Here is a 20,319-nt window from a genome sequence, read left to right as displayed (position 1 = left end):
GTTGCTTTGGCTTTGGTAAAGCAATCGCACGAAATAGCCGTTGACATGAGGTAAAAGGCGATAAATCGGTTTGGACAAGGGAGTAGTTGCATTTCATGCAGTTGACGGAACTGCGCTGTTAACGGGTGATAAGCTGGAGTTTGTGGGGTTTGTAGGAGCGGCTTCCAGCCGCGACAGCAAGCCGGTCGCGGCTGGAAGCCGCTCCTACAGGGTCATTCCAGTCCACTGGCAACTATGTCTTCGGACAACTGTTGAGGATGGTGCGCCGACGGCATCCACAAGAATCCGCGCAAGGCGGCTCAAGCAATATGGGTCAGCCGTTGGAGAGGTGAAAGTCTCATGCACGGTTCCAAAGGGGAAAAGGGGGCGAGACGCTCCCGGCATACCCGGTTCTTGTTTCTTGTCCCCTCGTTGAATCATGGGATCGATTGTGATATCGTATCATAAAATCCATATCGATGGAGGCATTCATGAAAGCAGTCACTGTTTCTCCTAAATTCCAGGTCGTGATCCCTCGTGATCTGAGAAAGTCAATGGATATTCAGCCTGGTACCAAGGTCCAGATCCTCCAGTATGAAAACCGAATTGAGCTCATCCCCCTCAGGAGCCCCAAGAGTCTACGAGGGTTTCTAAAAGGAATAGATACAAGTATAGACCGGGAGCTGGATCGAGTATGAATCTTGTCGATTCCTGTGGCTGGCTCGAATACTTCGCAGATACCCCATACGCTGACTTCTTTGCACCTGCCATTGAGGATACCGCCAATCTCATTGTCCCAACCATCTGCATCCTTGAGGTATTCAAACGGGTACTTCAACAAAGAGGTGAAGATGCAGCACTCCAGATTGTTGCCGTAATGCATCAGGGACAGCTTGTCACTTTGACTGAAAGCATTGCCCTCAGGGCAGCCAAGGTAGGCAGTGAGCTGAAGCTGCCCCTCGCCGACAGCGTCATCCTGGCAAGCGCTCAGACCTACGGGGCTCTCGTTTGGACTCAAGATGCTCACTTCAAAGACATTGAGAACGTAAAATACCTAGCAAAAACATAGCATTTTACCAACGAACCGCTCAAGGAGGACGCGGCAAAAGTCCGCCGCGCTCACCTAGCTTCACGTTAGGGTGCTCTTCCTGAAGCCCTGTGCTGATGTAAACTAAAATAAACCGGCAGGATGTCATTGGTCTGAAGAATTGAAGGAGGTGTTTTATATGGCAGGGCCATCGTTTGAGCAACAGATCACTTCGCATCTTCACAAGCTGAGTCCTGAGCAGCAGATGCGAGTTTTAGCTTTTGTTCGCACCTTGGCAGAAGAGAAGCCTTTCGGCGTACCGGGAAGTGAGTTATTGAGGTTTGCAGGTACCATTGCTCTTGAAGATCTTAATGAAATGGAAAAGGCAATAGCTGAGGGCTGTGAACAGGTGGACCTAAATGACTGGTAGATTTCTGATCGATACGAACATTGTCATTGCTCTGTTTGCCAATGACTCCACTGTGCAACAGCATCTGAGCAATGCTATCGAAGTCTTTACCCCAGCTACGGTTCTTGGTGAGCTCTACTACGGTGCCTACAAGTCTTCTCGGGGAAAGGAAAATGTCTCTCGAATCAACGAATTTGCTTCTCAGAACGTGGTGCTCTCCTGTGATGCAGCCACTGCTCAATGGTACGGTCAGATCAAAGATGGTCTTCGCAAGAAAGGCCGTCCCATTCCAGAAAATGACATCTGGATCGCAGCCATCGCTCTACAATATGATCTTACCCTGGTCACTCGAGATGACCACTTTCAGGAGATAGCTGGGCTGCAGGTGGAGAAGTGGTGCGCCTAACGCATCAACTCGGCTGGGCAATTCCGCTGCGCTCCATTGCCGGCCGGTTCCCGCGGAGCGTTATACAGCATACAGGGCCATGAAGGAGTCGGGATCTCAGCTATGCGGAGCATCTTCTACCTTCGGCCACAAATCGCCGAGGTTGATTTCGATGTATTGAAACGGTTCAATGTGGATTTTTTCCGCACCGTCAAACGCATCCAGCAACAACCATCGGCCGGACTCGAGCCGGTAGACCTCCAGGGTCGTCTGATCCGGGTCGATCAACCATAGATGCCTTACACCGTACTCGGCATACCGGGCCATCTTTTTGATGCGGTCCAGGCGAAACGTGCTCGGGGAGAGAACCTCGCATACCCAATCGGGCGTCACCGAGATCGGATTCTGTCCCTCTTCCCATAGGAATCTTTCGGCCTTCCACCCTGCCAGGTCCGGAACCAGGATGTGCTCCCCCAGTTTCATTTCCGGTTCGATGAGAATGACCCATCCACCTGGGCCGCCTCCCTCCCCAAAGTGGTAGGCCGGCAATACCCTGCTCCCCAGGGTGGAAGTCGCGTAGGTATGCTTTCTCGATGGCCGGGGAGTGACGATCAATTCCCCGTCGATGATCTCGCCGATCACGTTGTCCGGTACACGGTAAAGATCTTCATAGGTCGCTTTATTCTTCGCCGGTTGGGACATGGCGCACGTCCTTCGATAGAATTTTGAGGGTTTTCGCGGATTAGCGTGACGTGGCTAAATATTTTTGTCGCGGCTGGAAGCCGCTCCTACAGGATCATCAATAAGTCAAGATCTCACCCGTTTGGAGTATATCAAGCCTCCAACCACAAGTCGCCCAGGTGGAATTCGATGTCTTGAAACGGTTCCAGGCGTGCCTTTTCGTCGCCGCCGAAGACGCCCGCGGGGACCCATCGACTGGATTCGAGCCGGAAGACCTCCACGGTCCTGTGAAGTGGGTCGACCAGCCAAAGGTGCCCCACCCCATGCGCTTCATAAATGGCCTTCTTCACCGTGCGGTCGCGAAGAGCGGTGCTCGGAGAGAGTACTTCGCACACCCAGTCGGGAGTGACCTCGATCCAATTGTACTCCAACTTTTTCGGAAATCTCTCTTTTCCCCAGCCGGCAAGATCCGGGACGATCAATTGCTGGCTCAATATGATTTCAACCTCGACGAGAATAATCCATCCTCCGGGAGCACCCCCTTCTCCGAATTGATAAGGTGGCAATATTTTGCCCCCCAACGCGGATGTTGCGAGCATGTGCTTCGGTGACGGCCTCGGAGTGGCGATCAGCTCCCCGTTGATGATTTCTCCGATCATGTTTTCGGGGACACTGTAGAGGTCCTGGTAGGTCGCTTTCTTTTTCGCCGGGTCCGACATGACACAGACTCCTTTTATTCCGGCCTGATTCCAAGGTGATCTCAACTGCCGTTAACGGTCATGAGCACGGCGGTGTTCACCCCCATCAATAAAATCCCCCCTGCCCCCTTTGCAAAGGGGGGAAAGCCGACTCTCACTATACGTGTTGAGGATGAAAAGCTTCGTTTTTGTAGGAGCGGCTTCCAGCCGCGACCGATTCACGTCGCGGCTGGAAGCCGCTCCTACAAAAGCCAAGGTTTGAACCGTTCGCAGTATAACAGCCGAACGCCCCCTCAGGGGATGAGAGTAAAGCCCTGCTCCTCGAAATGGGGATCGAAAGCAAAAACCGTTTTTATCCCCAGGCTGCGCATGACCTCGAAGCTCACGCAGTCGACAAAACTGAGATTCCGCCTGGACGCGGAAAGAAGTGCCCCCATTCCGGACCGATGGACCTCAGGGGCAACAAATTCAATATGGATCAGGGGCACAATGTCTTCGTGATATCCGCGGACGGCATCGATCCCGAGGCGATGCTGCAGGAGGGCATGGCTTTCCACCAAAACGTAGTTGCTGGTAAAAAAGGAATTTGTCCCTTCAAGCATGGACGTCCACGCCACCCGTGCCCGCGGGTGATTGGCATCATCCCGGTCCAGCAGAGCGTAGAAGGCCGAAGTATCGATGAAGATTCTCATTCGCCGTACGCGTCCGGAAGGTAGTCGTCATGCTTTGTGGAAATATCGTGTTGACCGGAGCCGAACTTACCCACGATTTCCAACGCCCTCTTACGCCTTTCTTCGGGGTCAGGCTGCGGGCTCGATTCGATCATGCTGTCAACTGCCTGCCTGATCAACCTGGCAATGGATACGCGCCGGGATACGGCCATTTTCCTGAGGGCCTGCACCTGGCTCTCTGTCAACTGTATCTGGGTCCTGATCATGGATGCCTCCAAATGATTACACCTTTTTGAACATGATAACAGTTGGGTTCGGTGTCGTCAATTTAGAGGCTTTGTGCATTCAGGGCAATCGCACGAAGTAGCCGTTGACGTGAGGGAAAAGGCAATAAGGCAGCTCACGAGTAATAGGGTACCAGAACTGTAGGAGCGGCTTCCAGCCACGACATCGGAGAAGCCGCCATGCCCCCTGGTCACGGCTGGAAGCCGCTCCTACAAAACAAGCTACCCTTTGGGAGGTTATTTCTTTGGTATTGCCTAAAGCGCTATCAGGCGATGGGGAAGGTGCATTTCATGCTTCCGCCTTCACTGTGCTGTTAACGGGTAATACCTGGATTTTGTAGGAGCGGCTTCCAGCCGCGACTTTTTCAATCGTTCATTTTTGTCGCGGCTGGAAGCCGCTCCTACAAGGAGCTCGGGTAGTCCAGATCTCAGCCTTGCGGTGTAGTCAGGATTTGATGCGCTTGCTCTCTTTGTGCATTTCCTGCTTTGGAGCTGCCTGCAACGGACTGCCGAGGACGCCTTGATGAAAAGGTCGGCGCTACGAAACGCCCTGGGACATCCCCTCGTTGGATTCCTGGAGTCCGTGCTTCTGGATCTTTTTCCACAGGTTTTTGGGGTTGAGGCCCAGGAGCTTCGCGGCTCCGCATTGCTTTCCGCCGCACTTGCGCAGGGCGTTGAGGATCAGGTTGCGCTCCACGTTGTCGAGGGTTTCCCCCAGGGAGATGGGGGCGGCCTTGTCATCTCCATGGGGAGGGTAGGGCCGGTTGCTGAGGGTCATGCGCATGTCCTGGGCGCTCAGGATGGCTCCACTGCTCATGATGACCGCCCGTTCGAGGGTATTGGCGAACTCGCGGATGTTTCCCGGCCAGTCATGCTCCGTGACGATATCCAGTCCCTCGCGGGAAATGCCGCTCACCCGGGTGCCGAGCTTCCGGTTGATTTGGTGGATGAAATACTGGGCGAGAAGGGGCAGGTCTTCCTTCCTTTCCCGCAGGGGAGGAAGATGCACGGTGCCGACGTTCAGGCGGTAGTAGAGGTCCTCGCGGAAGTTCTTTTCCTTGATGAGGGACTTGAGGTCCTGGTTCGTGGCGGCGATGATCCGCACATCCACGGAGAGGGTTTTGCTTCCCCCGAGCCTTTCGAAGCCCTTCTGCTCCACCAGCCTCAGCAGCTTGGCCTGAAGCGAAAAAGGCATGTCCCCGATTTCATCCATGAGGATGCTTCCGCCGTCGGCCAGCTCGAACTTCCCCGGCTTGGCCAGGGCGGCCCCGGTGAACGCTCCCTTTTCGTGGCCGCAGAGCTCGCTTTCCAGGAGATTTTCAGGGATGGACGCACAGTTGATTTTGACAAAAGGGCCCGACGCGCGTTTGCTCAGGGCATGGATCACATCCGCAATGAGCTCCTTGCCGGTTCCGCTCTCGCCCGTGATGAGGACGGTGGTATCGAGAGGGGCGATCTTTTCGAGGACCGCCTTGACCCCTTTCATGCACTCGCTTTCCCCGATGATGCGGCTGAGGGGGCCGTTGCTCTGGAAGCGGCATTTTAGCTGACTCAGCTCCTTTTCAAGCCGCCGCTTTTCCAAGGCCCTTTTGATCACCACGTCCATCTCTTTCAAGCTGAACGGCTTGGTGAAATAGTCGTAGGCGCCCATGCTGATGGCTTCCAGGGTGACATCCTTGGACCCGTGGGCCGTCATGAGGATGATTTCCCCCTGGTTGGCCAGCTGTTTGATTTTTGGAATGGCCTCCAAGCCGGACATTCCCGGCAGCATGATGTCGAGGAGGAGCAGATCGAAGGATTTTTCCTCCATCTTTTCCAGGGCTTCTTCGGCGGACCCCGCCAGTTCCCCCTCATACCCCCGCTTTTTCAGCACTTCATTCAGAGCCGACTGCATACCGGGATCGTCGTCCACAATAAGGATATTCCAGGACATAGGCCTACCTTTCTTTTCCCTGCATGAAAAATCCCCCTCGATCCCCCTTTGACAAAGGGGGAGGGCGACATCACATTTCTCCCTTCATTAAAGGCATTGCGTTTCCGCTTTTGTACTCGATGCGGTACAAAGCTTTTGAGAAGGGGTAAAAAGTTTTTGATTTGGTGTACAAAACTTTTGATTTGATGGCTCCCTGTTTTTTGTAGGAGCGGCTTCCAGCCGCGACAGTGAGCCGGTCGCGGCAGGATGCCGCTCCTACAAAAAAGAAGTTTTCAATCCTTAAGGCGTATATGTTTCCGAAGTCTCCATGGGGAGAAGGACCGAAATCGTTGTCCCCCCCGAGGCGCCGCTCTGCACCTCCAGGCGGCCCCCATGGGCGGTGACGATGTTATGGGCGGTGGCCATCCCCAGCCCGGTTCCTGAAGGCTTGGTGCTGTAAAAGGGCTCGAAGATTCTTTCAGGCGGATCGACGCCGACCCCTGGGCCGTCATCGGATATTTTCACCAGGACATGGCCGGGGTCCCCGTTGCGGCCGTGCCGGCAGTCTGTGGCGATCCGGATCGCACCCTCCTTGCCGCAGGCTTCAAAGGCGTTGCGCAAAATGTTGAGGAAGACCTGGGAGAGCTTCGCCTTGTCTCCCAGGGGAGACGGAAGCTCCGGCGGGTAGCATTCCGCAACAGAGATGTTCTTTTGTGGGAAGCAAAGCTGCGCCGTACGGACGGCTTCGGCCATGAGTCCATTGAGGTCCACCGCTTTTTTCTCGTTCACGGGGTTTCTGGAAAAGCTCAGCACCTCTTCCACCAGGTGATTCAAGCGTTCGATCTGTACCAGGATATCCTCCACGTACTTGTGATGGGGATCCTCCCGGCTGAGATCCTCCTGAACCAGCTCGCTGAGGGCGCGGATGGCCCCCAGGGGGTTTCGAACTTCGTGGGCGATGCGCGCCGCCATCTGCCCGAGGGCCGCAAGCCGCTCCAGCCGGAGGATCTGCTCCTTCAGGGCGGAGAGGCTCGACGGATCGCGGAGGATGAGGGTGAGGCGCTTTTCGTGAAGGGAAATGTCCCAGGCGGGGCTGGTCTCCACCAGGTAATCCCTGGGCTCTCCCTTGTTCAGGGAAAGATTCATGAGCTGAGGCGACGGATGGGCTTCCCCCTGGAATCCTTCCTCGATCAAGCCGTAGAATGTTTGGTTCAAGAAATCGCCGGGAATAATGTCTTTCAGCGACCAATCCGCAGGGGGCTCCTCGCTGAGAGAGAGCAGGCTGAGAGCGGTTTTGTTGGCGCTTTTCACCTTTCCGGCTTCATCGATGGTGATCATGGCCTGGGGCAGGTTCTGGACGATGGAGCTTTCGCTCCTGAACCGGTCGAGGGACAGGCCGACTTTTTCGAACAGGAGCTGCAGGGCATTGATTTCGTTATCCGCCACAAGAACGGCGGGACCTGCCTCCATGGAAGACTGGCGGATCAGGCTGCCCATTTTATCGATGAGGTCTCTCATGGAATGGCTGATGAAAAGGGCTGCACACAGGTTCCCGAGACAGGCGATCGCCGCCATGAGCATCATCCAGGCTGTTGCCGTGGTTTTAGCGGCTTCGGCGCAGTCTCCGGAAGCGCCGTGAAAGGATGGCCCTGTGAAGCTCATGACGACCATGCCGCAGGCGATCATGACCAGCGGCAGGAGCGTCGGCAGCGCCACCACCAGGCGGAGACGAAATTTCGGGGGTTCTGCCAGGTTTTCTTTCATGGAGTATCCTGATGAAAAGTAACGATTATGTAATCTATCGATAACTATTAGTAATACACACCGGTAAATCAATCGCCGCTTCATGAAAAACGGAGTTCTCGTTTTATTCGGCATTTCGGGGGGATCGGATTAGATTTTTTGCCATGCAAATCCCCCTCTTTCCCCCTTTCATAAAGGGGGAGGAATTGAGTTTCCTTCCTTTCATAAAAGGGGAAGTGTTGCGTTTCCTTCTTTACCAAAGGGCAGTAACTGTTTCCCCCCTTTACCAAAGGGGGCAGGGGGGGATTTTATTGGTGGGGGTGAACACCACCATGTTCATGGCCGTTAGTCGGTTCATGCTCGCACGGCAGGGTGGCAGCAGATCCTGAACAGGAGCAAGCGCCAGGGTGAATGGAAAAGATCGCAATTTTTCGATACCGAGTAGGAGCGGCTTCCAGCCGCGACAGTGAACCGGTCGCGGCTGGAAGCCGCTCCTACAAAGAACAGGAAGCCATGGAATCGGAAGCCCTTTGATCAACGATTATTGTTCAGTGAATCTCCTGATTTTCCGAACAATCAAAGGGAACGGTCCAGCAACATCTTTGGGGAATGATATTGGGGAAAGACGGAGTGGGCCAAAATATGCGGGTTAAGGATTGAAAATTTCATTTATGCAGGAGCGGCACCGGCTGACTGTCGCGGCAGGCTGCCGCTCCTACAGAAACAGGGAGCCGTAAAATCAAAAGTTTATACGTTTTAGATGAAGATGCCGTCGCCAAGGCTTTTCATCCTTCGTCGTGCCCCCCAGTCATGGGGGTGATCCTGTGCAGGGCTGAGAATCGTACTTTCCGTCATTTCGACCAAACGGAGAAATCTTCATAGATCCCTCACATGCGTTCGGGATGACAAACATCAAGTTTTCAATTGTTCGCAGCATACACGGTAGAGGGAAATGCTAAGAATTGCATTTGCTTTGATCATCGTGCTCGTCGCATGCCGCCCCGTCTTTGCCGACATGCAGTCGGCAGTCAAAGCTTTTCAGCGAGGCGACTACGCCTCGGCGTTGCCGGAATTTCAAAAACTGGCCGGGAAAGGGAACCCGACGGCCCAACGACTGCTGGCGGGCATGTACGAGGGGGGGCTGGGGATTCAGAGAGACTACCGGGAAGCCTTCAAATGGTATCATTTTGCAGCGGAGAAGGGAGATCTTACCGCTCAGTTCATGGTGGCCCAGATGTATTATGAAGGTAAAGGGGGCCCGGTCGACTACGTGGAAGCGGCAAAATGGTACAAGACTGCCGCGGAAAGAGGGCATGGTTACGCCCAATACAACCTTGCCCTCATGTATGAGTATGGGCGCGGCGTCCCAATGGACAGGCGGGAAGCCTTGAAATGGCACCTCAAAGCGGCGAAAGGGAACATTGCCGAGTCTCAGCATAGAATGGGAAAAATCTGCATGGACGGGGACATCGTGCCGCAAAATCCCGCGCACGCCCTTTTCTGGCTGGAATTGGCGGCACGCAATGGAAATGAAGAGGCGGCGAGACTGCGGGGCCATCTGGCAGCCAGGATGACCGCCGCGCAGCTCCAGCAGGCCAAAAATCTGCTCCAAAACAGCGGATCCACGAAGGGAAACGACTTCTCCCCGGCCCTGTCATGCATGTTTTATAAAGGCAGTCCATGAGGCGTCAGGTCTATTATGCTTTTATTATACTCCAAACAGGTGAGATCTTGACTTATCGATGATCTTGTAGGAGCGGCTTCCAGCCGCGACAAAAATAGACGGCTCCGCATAGAATCGCGGCTGGAAGCCGCTCCTACGAAAGTCAAGATTTGAACCGTTCGCAGTATAACCGTGACAGTAGTGGTTCTACTCAATCCAGAGGTTCTTAAGGTCTATTTCAATGTCGACAAAGGGTTCCACCCGTACCCGATCACTTTCACCGAAGACGGATCGCAGGAGCCACCCGCCGGCTTCAAGTCTAAAGACTTCGAGCGTCTTGGCTATGGGATCGATGAGCCACAAGTAAGAAACGCCATGTTCCCCGTAGATGGCCATTTTTTTTATTCTATCCACCCGAACAGTGCTGGGGGAGAGAATCTCGGTAATCCAATCAGGAGATACAGAAATCCAATTGGTGTCTTCCGCTCGGGGAAATCTTTCTCTCCTCCAGCCCGCTATGTCCGGCACCAGGTAATTTTCTCCGAACTTGATTTCCGGTTCTCCGATGATGATCCACCCACCCGGCCCTCCTCCGCGACCAAACTGGTAAGGAGGCAGCAGTTCGCCCCCAAGAGCATAGGCCGAAAAGCCATGTATCCTTGATGGCCGGGGCGTGACAATCAGCTCACCGTTGATGATCTCCCCCACGACGTCTTCAGGGATGCCATAAAGGTCTTCATAAGTGGCTTCTCTCTTTGCTGCCTCAGCCACGCCCAAATCTCCTTCCGAGCAAAGCGTTACAAGGGGCAGGACGACCAGTGTCATGGACACGATCAACCCGATCATCAGCATGACCATGGGTGGGGACGGCCGACCAGGTAATGGGTGTAAGGGGGTACCCTGCGGAACAAAGCTGACAGAGCACTAGCCGAAAGACTCGTGACAGACCGGAAACGTTTTCCTGTGCGGCTCGATGGCTTTTCCAAGCCAGGCAATGGTCTCACCTAAATTCCGCATATTGGCGAGGGCCTCCTCGTCCTTCAGGACTGCCCCCTCCTCCAGTCCGAATCCTATGTTCCAATAGATCGAGCCCGGAACGATCATCTGAGACATGAGAAACATATGGTTGATGGTATCGAAAACGTGAGTGCCACCGCCCCGACGAACCGCAACCACCGCAGCGCCGATCTTCCCGCTGAACGCGCGATTGTTGGCCAATGCAACCAATCCGGAGCGATCCAGGACGGCTTTCATATCGGCACTGACATCCGTGAAATAGGTTGGAGATCCCAGAATCAGGGCATCGGCCCTGACCATTTTCTCCATGACTTCATTGAACATGTCCTTTTTCTGGGTGCACTTCAGGTCCTTGTTCTCAAAACATTTTCCACATGCGATGCAGCCGCGGATGTGCTTTCCTCCCACCTGAACATACTCCGTCTCCCAACCGGCCTTTTCCAAAGGCTCCAATACGTGCTTCAGCAGGGTTCTGGTATTTCCGCCTTTTCTCGGGCTGCCGTTGATGGCCAACGCATACATAGAAATCTCCTCATTTTGGCTGTTTTTCCGCTGCGGCGGATCTGCCGGTGAAGCCGCCCGGAGGCGACTTCAGCAAGGGGAGCTACTCTCCCCGGGTGGTATTGAGGCTCAGCTTGATTCTGGCCTCGGTGACCGGACCGGCGATGCCGTCGGCAACAATGCCCACCGCCGCCTGGAACTCTTTCACCGCCCTCCGCGTGGCCGGGCCGTAGCGTCCGTCAACGACCAGCCTGGGGTCCGCACCAAGATCATTGAGGGCTTCCTGAAGCCACTTCACCGAATCATCCTCGTTGCCCGCCTTCCAGGGCTCGTCAGGCTGACTGCCGGTCCTGAGGAGTGGCCACAGTTTGCTGAACCACCCTTCTCGATCCGGCAGACCGTTGAATCCCCCGTTGATGCGGAGGGTAATGGTCCGGAGATCGTTTCGGTCCGCGAAGGCGTTGAGACCGCTCCGCGTCCATTCGTGCAACGCCGGTTTGAGCGCATGCTCCGGGGCGGTCACCAAATCGGGGTCACCTTCGAAATCGACTCCGCAGGCAGCGCCCATGATGCGGTGACTGCCTCGACCCGTCGTCTGCAGCACCCCGTTTCCGCGGTAGCGAAATCCGTCACCGGGCTGCGTATTTCCGAGCTCACGCGCTTTGCGCGGATTGCCCAGGCCGTAGACGCGCTCGGCGATCTGTTCCGGATGCCCCTCGAGCCTGGCTGCCTCCGCCGCCGTCACCGCCGCACTGTGGTGATGCACGCCGAATATCTCCACCAGGCGGTCCGCCCTGTAGTTCATGCTCTCACGCAAGACCGTGAAGCCTCCGGTCTCGTGCAGGGCCTGAGCCAGGAAATGCGCCATGCGCAGGGGTGTCGTGATCCCATGCTCCTCGAAGAGCGGCCCTCCCTGGCGGAACGCCTCCAGGTAATTCCCGCGAGCCTGGGGAGCAACCTTTTTGACCACATCGATAACCTGGATCGTCATGAGACTCCCTCCCTTCCTTCCGTGGGATAGTGTTTTATCTCGCTATCGGCGGAACCGGAACGACTGAATAGAGCGCATGGAGGCTTCGTCGTTTCCGGCAAGGCCTTGAGTATCGACCACCACGGAACGCTTGCCGTCACTCAACACGGCCCACAGGCACTCACCGGCGGCAGCATGAAAGCCCTGTGAATCCGAAACGCCACAATCCACCACCGCCTCGATGCCCTGCCAGCCGGATCCTTCTATCGCCTCCACCGGGTGCACTCCCGAGCGCCCCCGGGCAATCCAGCCCTTCTCGTTTTTCTCGAAAACGGCCTTTTCGGCGGCCACCTGCTCCAGACCACCGTCAAAGACCTCGAAGGCGATGAGGTACTCACTGCCCGGCAGGGTATCGCCCACCAAGGCGACACAGGCTTTGCTGCCGCGACAGCCGAGCTTTACCTTTCGATGGCCCGGGTAGGAAAACTCAACGCCCAATTGCGTATCACGGAACGTCTTCCATTCCGCCTCTCCGGCCCCGGCCAGATGAGCCAGCCTGGACGCGTAGGCATTTCTCAGGCACTGATCATCACCGCACCTGTCCCTCTTGTTTTTCAGCCAATCTCTTTGCTCCGCTTTGACGCGGCCCGAACCACCGCTCTTTTGGAGAACGGCCGCATACCCTTCCGCGAGCTGTTCATCCAGGCGGGACAGGGCCGCATCGGCGCAGATTATCTTCTCCACCTGGGTCCTGGCCCTGGAGCAGTCGAAGCTCGCTCCGTCGGCGGTGCCCGGAGCGAGCATAGCGGCCATCAATAGAACAGGCACAACGAGAAACATACCGATGCAGTGCCAGCCCCACAACCTGCTATACTTCAAACGGCTGAGATGTTGAGTTATGGATGAACCTGTAGGAGCGGCTTCCAGCCGCGACAGAAATAGCCGGCTCCCAATAGAATCGCGGCTGGAAGCCGCTCCTACGAAAGTCAAGATTTGAACCGTTCGCAGTATACGCCGGCCCAATCGCCGAAGGAACGCGTGGGGTTGCTGAAAAGCACCACCCTCCGTGCCCGTCCTGTCTTTTCCCGGGGAGCCCCCATCATCGCCAAAATTTTTCACTTTTCAGGCCTCGCCGCTCATGGGTGTTGCCCCGTCTTGCCACGGTCGCCACCTTAGCCCGCTCAGTCGAGAAGGGGCAATCCGAGTGACTCCAGACTGCAATCGCGTGTGGATAAATATATCAAAAGGAGAAGGCGGATCAGGCTCTTAGACGAGCTCGCCGTCAAGACAACCAGGCTGATTGAAGTTTCTTACACGCAAACACCGAGTCGCAGTGAATATGATATCTGCACGAGAAAATGAAGGTTATAGAAGCGTTTCAAGCTGTACCGGATAAAATGATTAAAACCAAAATTTCTGGAAATGCAACAACAAATTATCCCCTTAACAACGGACATATTCCAGCAGGAAAATGAATTTTCATGTAACCTTTTGGTCATTGGGAGCCACTAAAGAAGGGAAAGGCAATGGAGCTGAGAGAATTGCACCCTCTTCCGGAGGAGCTTTAGGGTGTCGAGGGAACGGACCCTTTCGGGGGAAGCGCCCTCGCCGGAAGAAGAGACCGACACCGAGATCATTGGACGCGTCCTCGGCGGAGACGTCAATGCTTTCGAAGGATTGGTGAATCGCTACCGGTCCCGCGTCTTCGGCATCGTCATGAAACATGTCCCGGCCGATGGCACGGAGGATGTAGCCCAGGAGACCTTCCTCGAAGCCTATCGCTCCCTGGGGTCTTTTTCTGGGAGAAGCTCTTTCGGACAGTGGCTTTCCAGGATCGCCACACGCTGCTGTTACCATTTCTGGCGGGAGCGACGCGGGAGCCCAACCGTCTCTGTCAGCAGCCTTTCCGACAATGCGGAGGAGTGGATGGACCGGGTGCTTTCCGCCGGATCTCAGGAGTCTTTTTTGAAGGAAGCTGCAAAACAGGAAGCGGCGGAGGTTTTGACCCATGCCCTGGAGAAGCTTTCGGCGGCAGACCGGATGGTCCTGGCTCTGGTGCATCTCGACGGCTATTCCGTCCAGGAGACGGCGGACCTGCTGGGCTGGAGCACTGTGTCCGTCAAGGTGCGTGCGCACCGGTCCAGGCGGAAGCTCCGTAAAATCATCGGGGATTTGCTGCAGGAGAGGGGAGGCTAATGGTGTTGACTTAGCGTCACCCCGGTGAAAACCGGGGTCCAGAAAGTCCTTATTTTCCTGGATTCCGGCTTTCGCCGGAATGACGAAAGTTGGTCAAGTCACCAGCATTGAGAGGGGAGGCAGTCCATGAACAAGCAGAGCCATGAGGTGCGAAAGATTGAAGAAGCCCTCATTCACTTTCACCGGCATCGGCTCCACTCATCCATCGACCGATCCTGGCAGGCACGGCTCATGTCGCGCATCGCCAAGGAAGCTGGACCATGCGAAGCTCCGACTCTCAACGGCAACGGGATGGGGCGCACCGTCTGGCGCTTCGCCCTGGCAGCCTCCATCACGACGATTCTTCTGGCGGGGACGCTCCTGTTTGCCACCCAGGATCTTCAATACCAGGTGGCCGAGCTGATCCTGGACGATTCCGTCGGCATGGATCTGGCCGGATCGTTCATGAACCTGTAAGGGAGCTCATAAGTAATAGGGTACCGTAACTGTAGGAGCGGCTTCCAGCCGCGACATCGGAGAAGCCGCCATGCGCCCGGTCGCGGCTGGAAGCCGCTCCTACAAAGCAAGCTACCCTTTGGGAGGTTATTTCTTTGGTGCTGCCTAAGGAGGATCACCCTGTGAAAAAGCTCAGGCTGTGGACGGGACTCCTGACCCTGTTCCTTTCGGGGGCTCTCATTGGCGCCATGGGTGTCTGGATGGCCGGTGAGCACCGCATCATGGATGTGCTCCATCGCGGCAAAGGGGATTTGCCCAAAATCGTCATCGACGAGCTCACCCGCGAGCTGGATTTGAGCCAGGCGCAAAAGGTCCGCGTGACGGAAATCGTCTGCCGCGCCCATGGGGAGCTCATGGATCTCCGCCGGCGCACGCAGCCCGAGAAAAAACGGATCATCGAGCAGAGCATCCTGGAAATGAGGGCGGAGTTGTCCCCCGAGCAGCAGAAAAAGCTGGATGCTCTCCACCGGAAGAGGGAAGAGCGGCGGGCCAACTGGGAACGCATGCCGGGGGGCACAACCGTTCCCTGCCAATCCATACCTCAGAAACAGGAAAGTGAGAATTCCAAGTGAATCGAACCCACAAGCGAATGGTCGCGGCAGGCTTGCTCCTAATAGCCGGCGGCGCTCTGGTCTTCTTCCTCACAACCGCCAACAGCCAATCCTCGCCCGCCTTCCGGCTGGCCTCTATCACCCGGGGAGACCTGCAATCCGTCATCAGCGCCACGGGCACTGTAGAGCCGGAGGAACTGGTGGATGTGGGCGCCCAGGTGGCGGGAAAAATCCTCAGCTTCGGAACGGACGCGACGGGCAAGATTGTCGATTATGGCTCTCCCGTGGAGCAGGGAACGGTTCTGGCCAAAATCGACGACGCCCTGATTGCCGCGGATGTGGCCCAGGCGGAAGCGCAGCTGGGCCAGGCCACGGCGGCCCTGGAACGGGCGCAGGCCGACCTGCTGCAGTTGCAGGCCAAAAGCGTCCAGGCAGAGCGCGAATGGAACCGGGCGCGTAAACTGGGACCTTCGGACGCTCTTTCCCAGAGCGCCTACGATGCCGCCCTCTCGGCCCATGAAGTGGCCAAAGCCAACGTGGCCGTGGGGAAAGCAGCCATTGAACAGGCTCAAAAGACGGTGCACCAGGCCGAAGCGGTCCTGCGGCGCGCTCGTCAAAACCTGGACTACTGCACCATCAAATCCCCGGTGAAAGGGGTGATCGTGGACCGACGGGTGAACATCGGCCAGACGGTGGTGGCCAGTCTCAATGCGCCCAGTCTCTTTCTCATCGCCAAGGACCTGAAGCGTCTCCAGGTGTGGGTGGCGGTGAACGAGGCGGATATCGGCAGCATCCGGCCCGACCAGCCGGTGGTTTTTACTGTGGATGCCTTTCCCGGCGAAGTATTTGAAGGGAAGGTGGGCAAGGTCCGCCTCAACGCCACCATGACGCAAAACGTTGTCACCTACACCGTGGAGGTCAACACGGACAACTCCAGTGGGAGGCTGCTGCCCTATCTCACGGCCAATGTGAAATTCATCGTGAAGGAGCGCCACAACGTTCTGGCCGTGCCCAATGCGGCCCTGCGCTGGACCCCCGATCCCCAGAAAATCGTCCCTGAAAGCCTGGAGGCTTCCGAAGCGTCTAAGCCGGCCGGCAAGGACTCACGCGAAAACAAGGCCTCCTTGAAAGGGAAGACAGAGGAAGGGCGTGGGACTCTGTGGGTTCCCGAAGGAGACCTTGTGCGGCCGGTGCCCGTTCGCACCGGACTGAACGACGGCATCCAGACGGAAATCGAGGGAGAGGGACTGACCGAGGGAATGCAGGTGGTCATCGGGGAGCAGGTCAAGGGAGCGGCCGAGCCTGCCAAGACCGTCAATCCCTTCACGCCTCAGATGCCGGGGAGAGGACAGAGGCGGTAGCCCAGGAAACATACGAGGTCATATCCAGTGGAACTTGTGGAACTGAGAAACATTCATAAAGTCTACCAGGTGGGAGAAATCGCCATGCCCGTCCTGCGGGGAGTCTCTCTCAAGATCTCCGGCGGTGAGTACGTGGCCCTCATGGGCTCGTCGGGATCGGGTAAGACCACCCTCATGAACATCCTCGGCTGCCTGGACCGGGCTTCTTCGGGAGAATACCTGCTCAACGGTCGGGACGCCGGGGCGCTTTCCGCGGATGAACGGGCCGTGCTTCGCAACCAGACCATGGGATTCGTCTTCCAAAGCTTCAACCTGCTCCCGCGCACCAGCGCCCTGGAAAATGTCCGGATGCCGCTCGCCTATTCCCCCCATCCCCCGTCGGAGCGCGAGGGGCGAAAGCGGGCGGAGGCCATGCTGCAGCGGGTGGGACTGGGGGAACGGATCCACCATGAGCCTTCCCAGCTTTCGGGCGGCCAGCAGCAGCGGGTGGCCATTGCCCGCGCCCTCATCAACCGGCCTCCAATTCTTTTCGCCGACGAGCCTACCGGCAACCTGGATTCCCGCACCAGTGAAGAGGTCATGCAGCTTTTTCAGGAGCTGAACCGGGAGGGCGTGACCATCATCATGGTCACCCACGACGAGGCCGTCGCGCGGTGCGCCAGGCGTATCATCCGCATTCGGGACGGGGTTCTGGAATCGGAGCAGGTTTCGGACCCGCCGGACCCGGCAGAGGGCCGCAGGCAAGAGCACATGAACGATGGCGGCGCCGGTGAGGGCAAGGGCACCACCCTCAGGGCTTTCGCCGGCGCATGGCATATCCTGCACACGGCCATGACGGGACTGCGTCGGAATATCCTGCGGGCGGCCCTCACGACCCTGGGAATCATCATCGGCGTTTCGGCGGTCATTGCCATGATGGAAATCGGGCAGGGGTCGTCCAAATCCATTCAGCAGGCCATTGCCAGCATGGGAGCCAACAACATTTTGATCCTGCCGGGGACCGCGGCAACCGGCGGGGTTTCCTTCGGAGTGGGGACCAGTATGACACTCACCCCCGACGATGCCGTGGCCCTCCAGAACGAAGCGTCCGCCCTGCGTGCCGTCGCCCCCATTGTTCGAGCACGCACCCAGGTCATCTACGGCAACCGCAACTGGGTCCCTTCGGACATTTCCGGAACCACCCCCGACTATCTCGAGGTGCGGGAATGGGGCGTTGCCGAAGGGGAAGTTTTCAGCCTCCAGGACGTGCGCCGCGGCGCCAAGGTATGCCTCCTGGGGCAGACGGTGGCGCGGGAGCTTTTCCAGGGGGGATCTCCCCTGGGAAAGGAAGTGCGCATCAACAATGTCCCCTTCACCGTGGTGGGAATCCTGAATCCCAAGGGCGCCAACATGATGGGAATGGACCAGGACGACGTCGTCGTAGCACCCTGGACGACCATCAAGTACCGCGTGACGGCCAAGTCACTCGCCAGCACCAACCAGAGCGCGTCGACCTCCAGCACCGAATCTACCACCAAGACCACCAGCGATCTCTATCCTGCCGGGCAGACCAGCCTCTACCCCGAACAGTCGGCGACTCAGGCGGCCAACACGCCTTTGCCCGTGAGGTTCACCAATGTCGACCGGATCCTCGCCGCGGCAGCATCGAGCGCGCATGTGGAGAGCGCCATCGAGCAGATCACCGCCATCTTGAGGGAACGACACCGCATCCGGCCGGGAGAGCCCGAAGACTTCAACATCCGGGACATGACGGAAATGACGAAGGCCATGTCTTCCACGGCGACTATGATGACCCGGCTTCTCCTGGCCGTGGCCCTCATTTCCCTCCTCGTGGGCGGCGTGGGCATCATGAACATCATGCTGGTTTCCGTAACGGAGCGCACCCGGGAAATCGGCCTGCGCATGGCCGTCGGCGCATGGCGGAGGAATATCCTGCAGCAGTTCCTGACGGAATCCGTTGTGTTGTGCTTTCTCGGGGGCGCCGTCGGCATTCTCGTGGGACGCGGGGCTTCCACCCTGGTGGCCACGCTCCTGCGCTGGCCGACAGCCCTCTCCATGGAAGCCATCCTGGCCGCCTTTGCCGTCTCCACGAGCGTGGGCATCCTCTTCGGCTATTATCCCGCGTGGAAAGCATCGCGGCTGGATCCCATCAACGCCCTGCGCTATGAATGACCCAAACGGATGAAGAGAAGGACAGGACGCTGAAGAACGCTGACAGGCGCTGACTGACGCTGATAAACGATGAAAGATTTCTCATGCTGAGAAGAACCGCTGAACAGACCGCTCCCACTCGAAACGCAGGCGTACGCATCAACACCTTTTTTCTGGCCTTCGGACTTTGCTGGCTGGTGGGCTGCACCGTGGGCCCCCGGTTCGAACCGCCGAACCCCAGCCTCCCGACCGCATGGAAAGGCGCCACCGTGTCCGAATCCGCACGCATCAGCACGACCGTTCCCGAGCCCGTGACCCTGGTGGAATGGTGGAAGAGCTTCGATGACAGGACACTCTCTTCCCTCATCGAACGTGCCATTCGGTCTAACCTCGACCTGCGGCAGGCAACCGCCCGCATCCGGCAGGCGAGGGCGACCCGGGGCGTGGGGGCTTCCGCCCTGTGGCCGACACTGGATGCCTCCGCCCTGTACCGCCGCAGCGGGAGCGGCGATTCCTCGCCGGGAGGCGGGGGAGGGGGCCGGGACCTTTTCACCGCCGGCCTGGACGCGGCCTGGGAATTGGATGTCTTCGGCGGCACGCGCCGGAACATCGAAGCGCTGGACGCCGACGTCCAGGCTGCGGTGGAGGATCGCCGCGATGTTCTGGTGACCCTCCTGGCCGAAGTGGGCATCAACTACATGGACCTGCGGAGGCTCCAGGAGCAGAAGACCATCGCCGAGGAAAATCTTCTGGCCCAGCAGAAGACGTCGGATATTACCCGAAGGCGTTTCGAAGCCGGTTTCGTGAACGGCCTCGACGTGGCCAACGCCCAGGCCCAGACGGCCACCACGGCGTCCCAGATTCCCCTGTTGGAGTCCGAAATCCAGGCCACTATCTACAACATTGGCGTCCTGCTGGGGGAAGCACCGACGGCCCTGGCTGAAGAGCTTCAACCCCCTGCGCCCCTGCCTGCCGTCCCGCCCCGAATCCCGGTGGGACTGCCGTCGGACCTCATTCGACGCCGCCCGGACATCCGCCGCATGGAAACCCAGATTCACGCGGCCACCGCCCGCATCGGGGCCGCCACGGCCGATCTATACCCAAAATTCTCCCTGACGGGGTTCCTGGACTTTTCATCCGATAAACTGGGCTCCCTGGCAAATTGGAACAACCGGTCCTGGTCCGTAGGCCCCACCATCCAATGGCCCATTTTCACTGCGGGCCGCATACGGTGGAATATCGAAGTGCAGAAGGCGGTGCAGGAAGAGACCCTTCTCTCCTACGAACAGACGGTCCTGACGGCTCTGAAGGACGTGGAAACGGCTCTGACGGCCTACGCCAGGGAGCAGGAGCACCTCATGTTTCTGGAAGAATCGGTGGTCAACAACCGCAAAGCCGTGGACCTGTCGATGGAGCTCTACACGTCAGGGCAGACGGACTTCCTGAATGTCCTGTCGGCTCAACGGGCCCTCTTCCTTGCAGAAGAGGCTCACGTGCAAAGCATCCGCAACCTGGCTGTCGATGGGATCTCTCTCTACAAGGCACTGGGGGGAGGGTGGGAGACGAGGGAGGCGGGAACGGCACCGTAGTATACTCCGCACGGTTCAGAACCGAGCTTTTCATCT

22 protein-coding genes are annotated in these 20,319 nt (G+C 57.5%); 12 read left to right on the top strand and 10 right to left on the bottom strand.

The features are described 5' to 3' along the window. Positions 1 to 470 precede the first annotated feature (470 nt). The 4 genes from MWC30_RS13020 (at position 471) to MWC30_RS13005 (ending at position 1,821) form a co-directional block, all read left to right on the top strand. Positions 471 to 677 carry an AbrB/MazE/SpoVT family DNA-binding domain-containing protein gene (locus tag MWC30_RS13020; RefSeq protein WP_244084626.1) on the top strand — a complete coding sequence of 69 codons (207 nt, stop codon included), beginning with the start codon at positions 471 to 473 and terminating at the stop codon, positions 675 to 677. Further along, entirely contained in the window at positions 674 to 1,048 is a 375-nt protein-coding gene (locus MWC30_RS13015; RefSeq protein ID WP_244084625.1) for a type II toxin-antitoxin system VapC family toxin, read from the top strand. Before MWC30_RS13020 ends, MWC30_RS13015 begins: the two co-directional genes overlap by 4 nt. A 157-nt stretch (positions 1,049 to 1,205) precedes the next feature. After that, positions 1,206 to 1,436: a hypothetical protein gene (locus MWC30_RS13010; RefSeq protein ID WP_244084624.1), complete on the top strand. Its 231-nt coding sequence runs from the start codon at positions 1,206 to 1,208 to the stop codon at positions 1,434 to 1,436. Further along, entirely contained in the window at positions 1,426 to 1,821 is a 396-nt protein-coding gene (locus MWC30_RS13005; RefSeq protein ID WP_244084623.1) for a type II toxin-antitoxin system VapC family toxin, read from the top strand. The genes MWC30_RS13010 and MWC30_RS13005 overlap by 11 nt, the downstream gene beginning before the upstream one ends. Before the next feature lie 96 nt (positions 1,822 to 1,917). On the opposite strand, the gene MWC30_RS13000 is transcribed toward MWC30_RS13005, so the two are convergent. The 6 genes from MWC30_RS13000 to MWC30_RS12975 all read right to left on the bottom strand — a co-directional run bounded on the left by MWC30_RS13000 (position 1,918) and on the right by MWC30_RS12975 (position 7,810). After that, positions 1,918 to 2,502: a Uma2 family endonuclease gene (locus MWC30_RS13000; RefSeq protein ID WP_244084622.1), complete on the bottom strand. Its 585-nt coding sequence runs from the start codon at positions 2,500 to 2,502 to the stop codon at positions 1,918 to 1,920. 131 nt (positions 2,503 to 2,633) lie between these two features. Beyond that, complete coding sequence (locus tag MWC30_RS12995; RefSeq protein WP_244084621.1) at positions 2,634 to 3,200, bottom strand: Uma2 family endonuclease; 567 nt, start codon at positions 3,198 to 3,200, stop codon at positions 2,634 to 2,636. Between the two features lie 272 nt (positions 3,201 to 3,472). Further along, on the bottom strand, positions 3,473 to 3,871 hold the full coding sequence (locus MWC30_RS12990) for a type II toxin-antitoxin system VapC family toxin (protein ID WP_244084620.1): 399 nt from the start codon (positions 3,869 to 3,871) through the stop codon (positions 3,473 to 3,475). After that, positions 3,868 to 4,116 carry a CopG family transcriptional regulator gene (locus tag MWC30_RS12985; protein WP_244084619.1) on the bottom strand — a complete coding sequence of 83 codons (249 nt, stop codon included), beginning with the start codon at positions 4,114 to 4,116 and terminating at the stop codon, positions 3,868 to 3,870. The genes MWC30_RS12990 and MWC30_RS12985 overlap by 4 nt, the downstream gene beginning before the upstream one ends. Positions 4,117 to 4,672: 556 nt before the next feature. Next, positions 4,673 to 6,067, bottom strand: coding sequence for a sigma-54 dependent transcriptional regulator (locus MWC30_RS12980; protein ID WP_244084618.1), 1,395 nt, complete (start codon positions 6,065 to 6,067; stop codon positions 4,673 to 4,675). A gap of 279 nt (positions 6,068 to 6,346) precedes the next feature. Beyond that, positions 6,347 to 7,810: a nitrogen regulation protein NR(II) gene (locus MWC30_RS12975; protein ID WP_244084617.1), complete on the bottom strand. Its 1,464-nt coding sequence runs from the start codon at positions 7,808 to 7,810 to the stop codon at positions 6,347 to 6,349. Between the two features lie 390 nt (positions 7,811 to 8,200). On the opposite strand from MWC30_RS12975, the gene MWC30_RS22530 reads away from it, so the two are divergent. After that, positions 8,201 to 8,323 carry a hypothetical protein gene (locus MWC30_RS22530; RefSeq protein ID WP_256461252.1) on the top strand — a complete coding sequence of 41 codons (123 nt, stop codon included), beginning with the start codon at positions 8,201 to 8,203 and terminating at the stop codon, positions 8,321 to 8,323. A 418-nt stretch (positions 8,324 to 8,741) separates the two neighbouring features. Continuing rightward, complete coding sequence (locus MWC30_RS12970; RefSeq protein ID WP_244084616.1) at positions 8,742 to 9,473, top strand: tetratricopeptide repeat protein; 732 nt, start codon at positions 8,742 to 8,744, stop codon at positions 9,471 to 9,473. Between the two features lie 186 nt (positions 9,474 to 9,659). On the opposite strand, the gene MWC30_RS12965 is transcribed toward MWC30_RS12970, so the two are convergent. The 4 genes from MWC30_RS12965 to MWC30_RS12950 form a co-directional block, all read right to left on the bottom strand. Then, positions 9,660 to 10,223 (bottom strand): Uma2 family endonuclease, encoded by a 564-nt coding sequence (locus tag MWC30_RS12965; RefSeq protein WP_244084615.1) that lies wholly within the window; start codon positions 10,221 to 10,223, stop codon positions 9,660 to 9,662. Between the two features lie 153 nt (positions 10,224 to 10,376). Next, positions 10,377 to 10,991 carry a flavodoxin family protein gene (locus tag MWC30_RS12960; protein ID WP_244084614.1) on the bottom strand — a complete coding sequence of 205 codons (615 nt, stop codon included), beginning with the start codon at positions 10,989 to 10,991 and terminating at the stop codon, positions 10,377 to 10,379. Positions 10,992 to 11,073: 82 nt separating this feature from the next. Continuing rightward, positions 11,074 to 11,961 (bottom strand): peptidoglycan-binding protein, encoded by an 888-nt coding sequence (locus MWC30_RS12955; protein ID WP_244084613.1) that lies wholly within the window; start codon positions 11,959 to 11,961, stop codon positions 11,074 to 11,076. 42 nt (positions 11,962 to 12,003) lie between these two features. Further along, positions 12,004 to 12,780: a lysozyme inhibitor LprI family protein gene (locus MWC30_RS12950; RefSeq protein ID WP_244084612.1), complete on the bottom strand. Its 777-nt coding sequence runs from the start codon at positions 12,778 to 12,780 to the stop codon at positions 12,004 to 12,006. 729 nt (positions 12,781 to 13,509) lie between these two features. On the opposite strand from MWC30_RS12950, the gene MWC30_RS12945 reads away from it, so the two are divergent. From MWC30_RS12945 to MWC30_RS12920, 6 genes are all read left to right on the top strand, one after another. Further along, the gene (locus MWC30_RS12945; RefSeq protein WP_244084611.1) at positions 13,510 to 14,136 is read left to right on the top strand and encodes an RNA polymerase sigma factor; all 627 of its coding nucleotides are present in this window, start codon (positions 13,510 to 13,512) and stop codon (positions 14,134 to 14,136) included. Between the two features lie 126 nt (positions 14,137 to 14,262). Beyond that, complete coding sequence (locus MWC30_RS12940; protein WP_244084610.1) at positions 14,263 to 14,592, top strand: hypothetical protein; 330 nt, start codon at positions 14,263 to 14,265, stop codon at positions 14,590 to 14,592. Between the two features lie 161 nt (positions 14,593 to 14,753). Next, on the top strand, positions 14,754 to 15,203 hold the full coding sequence (locus tag MWC30_RS12935) for a DUF1682 domain-containing protein (protein WP_244084609.1): 450 nt from the start codon (positions 14,754 to 14,756) through the stop codon (positions 15,201 to 15,203). After that, positions 15,200 to 16,543, top strand: a complete 1,344-nt coding sequence (locus MWC30_RS12930) for an efflux RND transporter periplasmic adaptor subunit (protein WP_244084608.1) — start codon at positions 15,200 to 15,202, stop codon at positions 16,541 to 16,543. Before MWC30_RS12935 ends, MWC30_RS12930 begins: the two co-directional genes overlap by 4 nt. 27 nt (positions 16,544 to 16,570) lie before the next feature. Beyond that, a complete protein-coding gene (locus MWC30_RS12925) occupies positions 16,571 to 18,715 on the top strand; it encodes an ABC transporter permease (protein ID WP_244084607.1) in 2,145 nt (714 codons plus the stop codon). Positions 18,716 to 18,798: 83 nt separating this feature from the next. Next, the gene (locus MWC30_RS12920; protein WP_244084606.1) at positions 18,799 to 20,283 is read left to right on the top strand and encodes an efflux transporter outer membrane subunit; all 1,485 of its coding nucleotides are present in this window, start codon (positions 18,799 to 18,801) and stop codon (positions 20,281 to 20,283) included. The last annotated feature ends 36 nt before the right edge of the window (positions 20,284 to 20,319 follow it).

The sequence above is a fragment of the Desulforhabdus sp. TSK genome, assembly GCF_022836495.1.
In the GTDB taxonomy this organism is placed as follows: Bacteria; Desulfobacterota; Syntrophobacteria; order Syntrophobacterales; family Syntrophobacteraceae; genus Desulforhabdus.
This window is presented reverse-complemented; position numbering and strand designations above follow the sequence as displayed.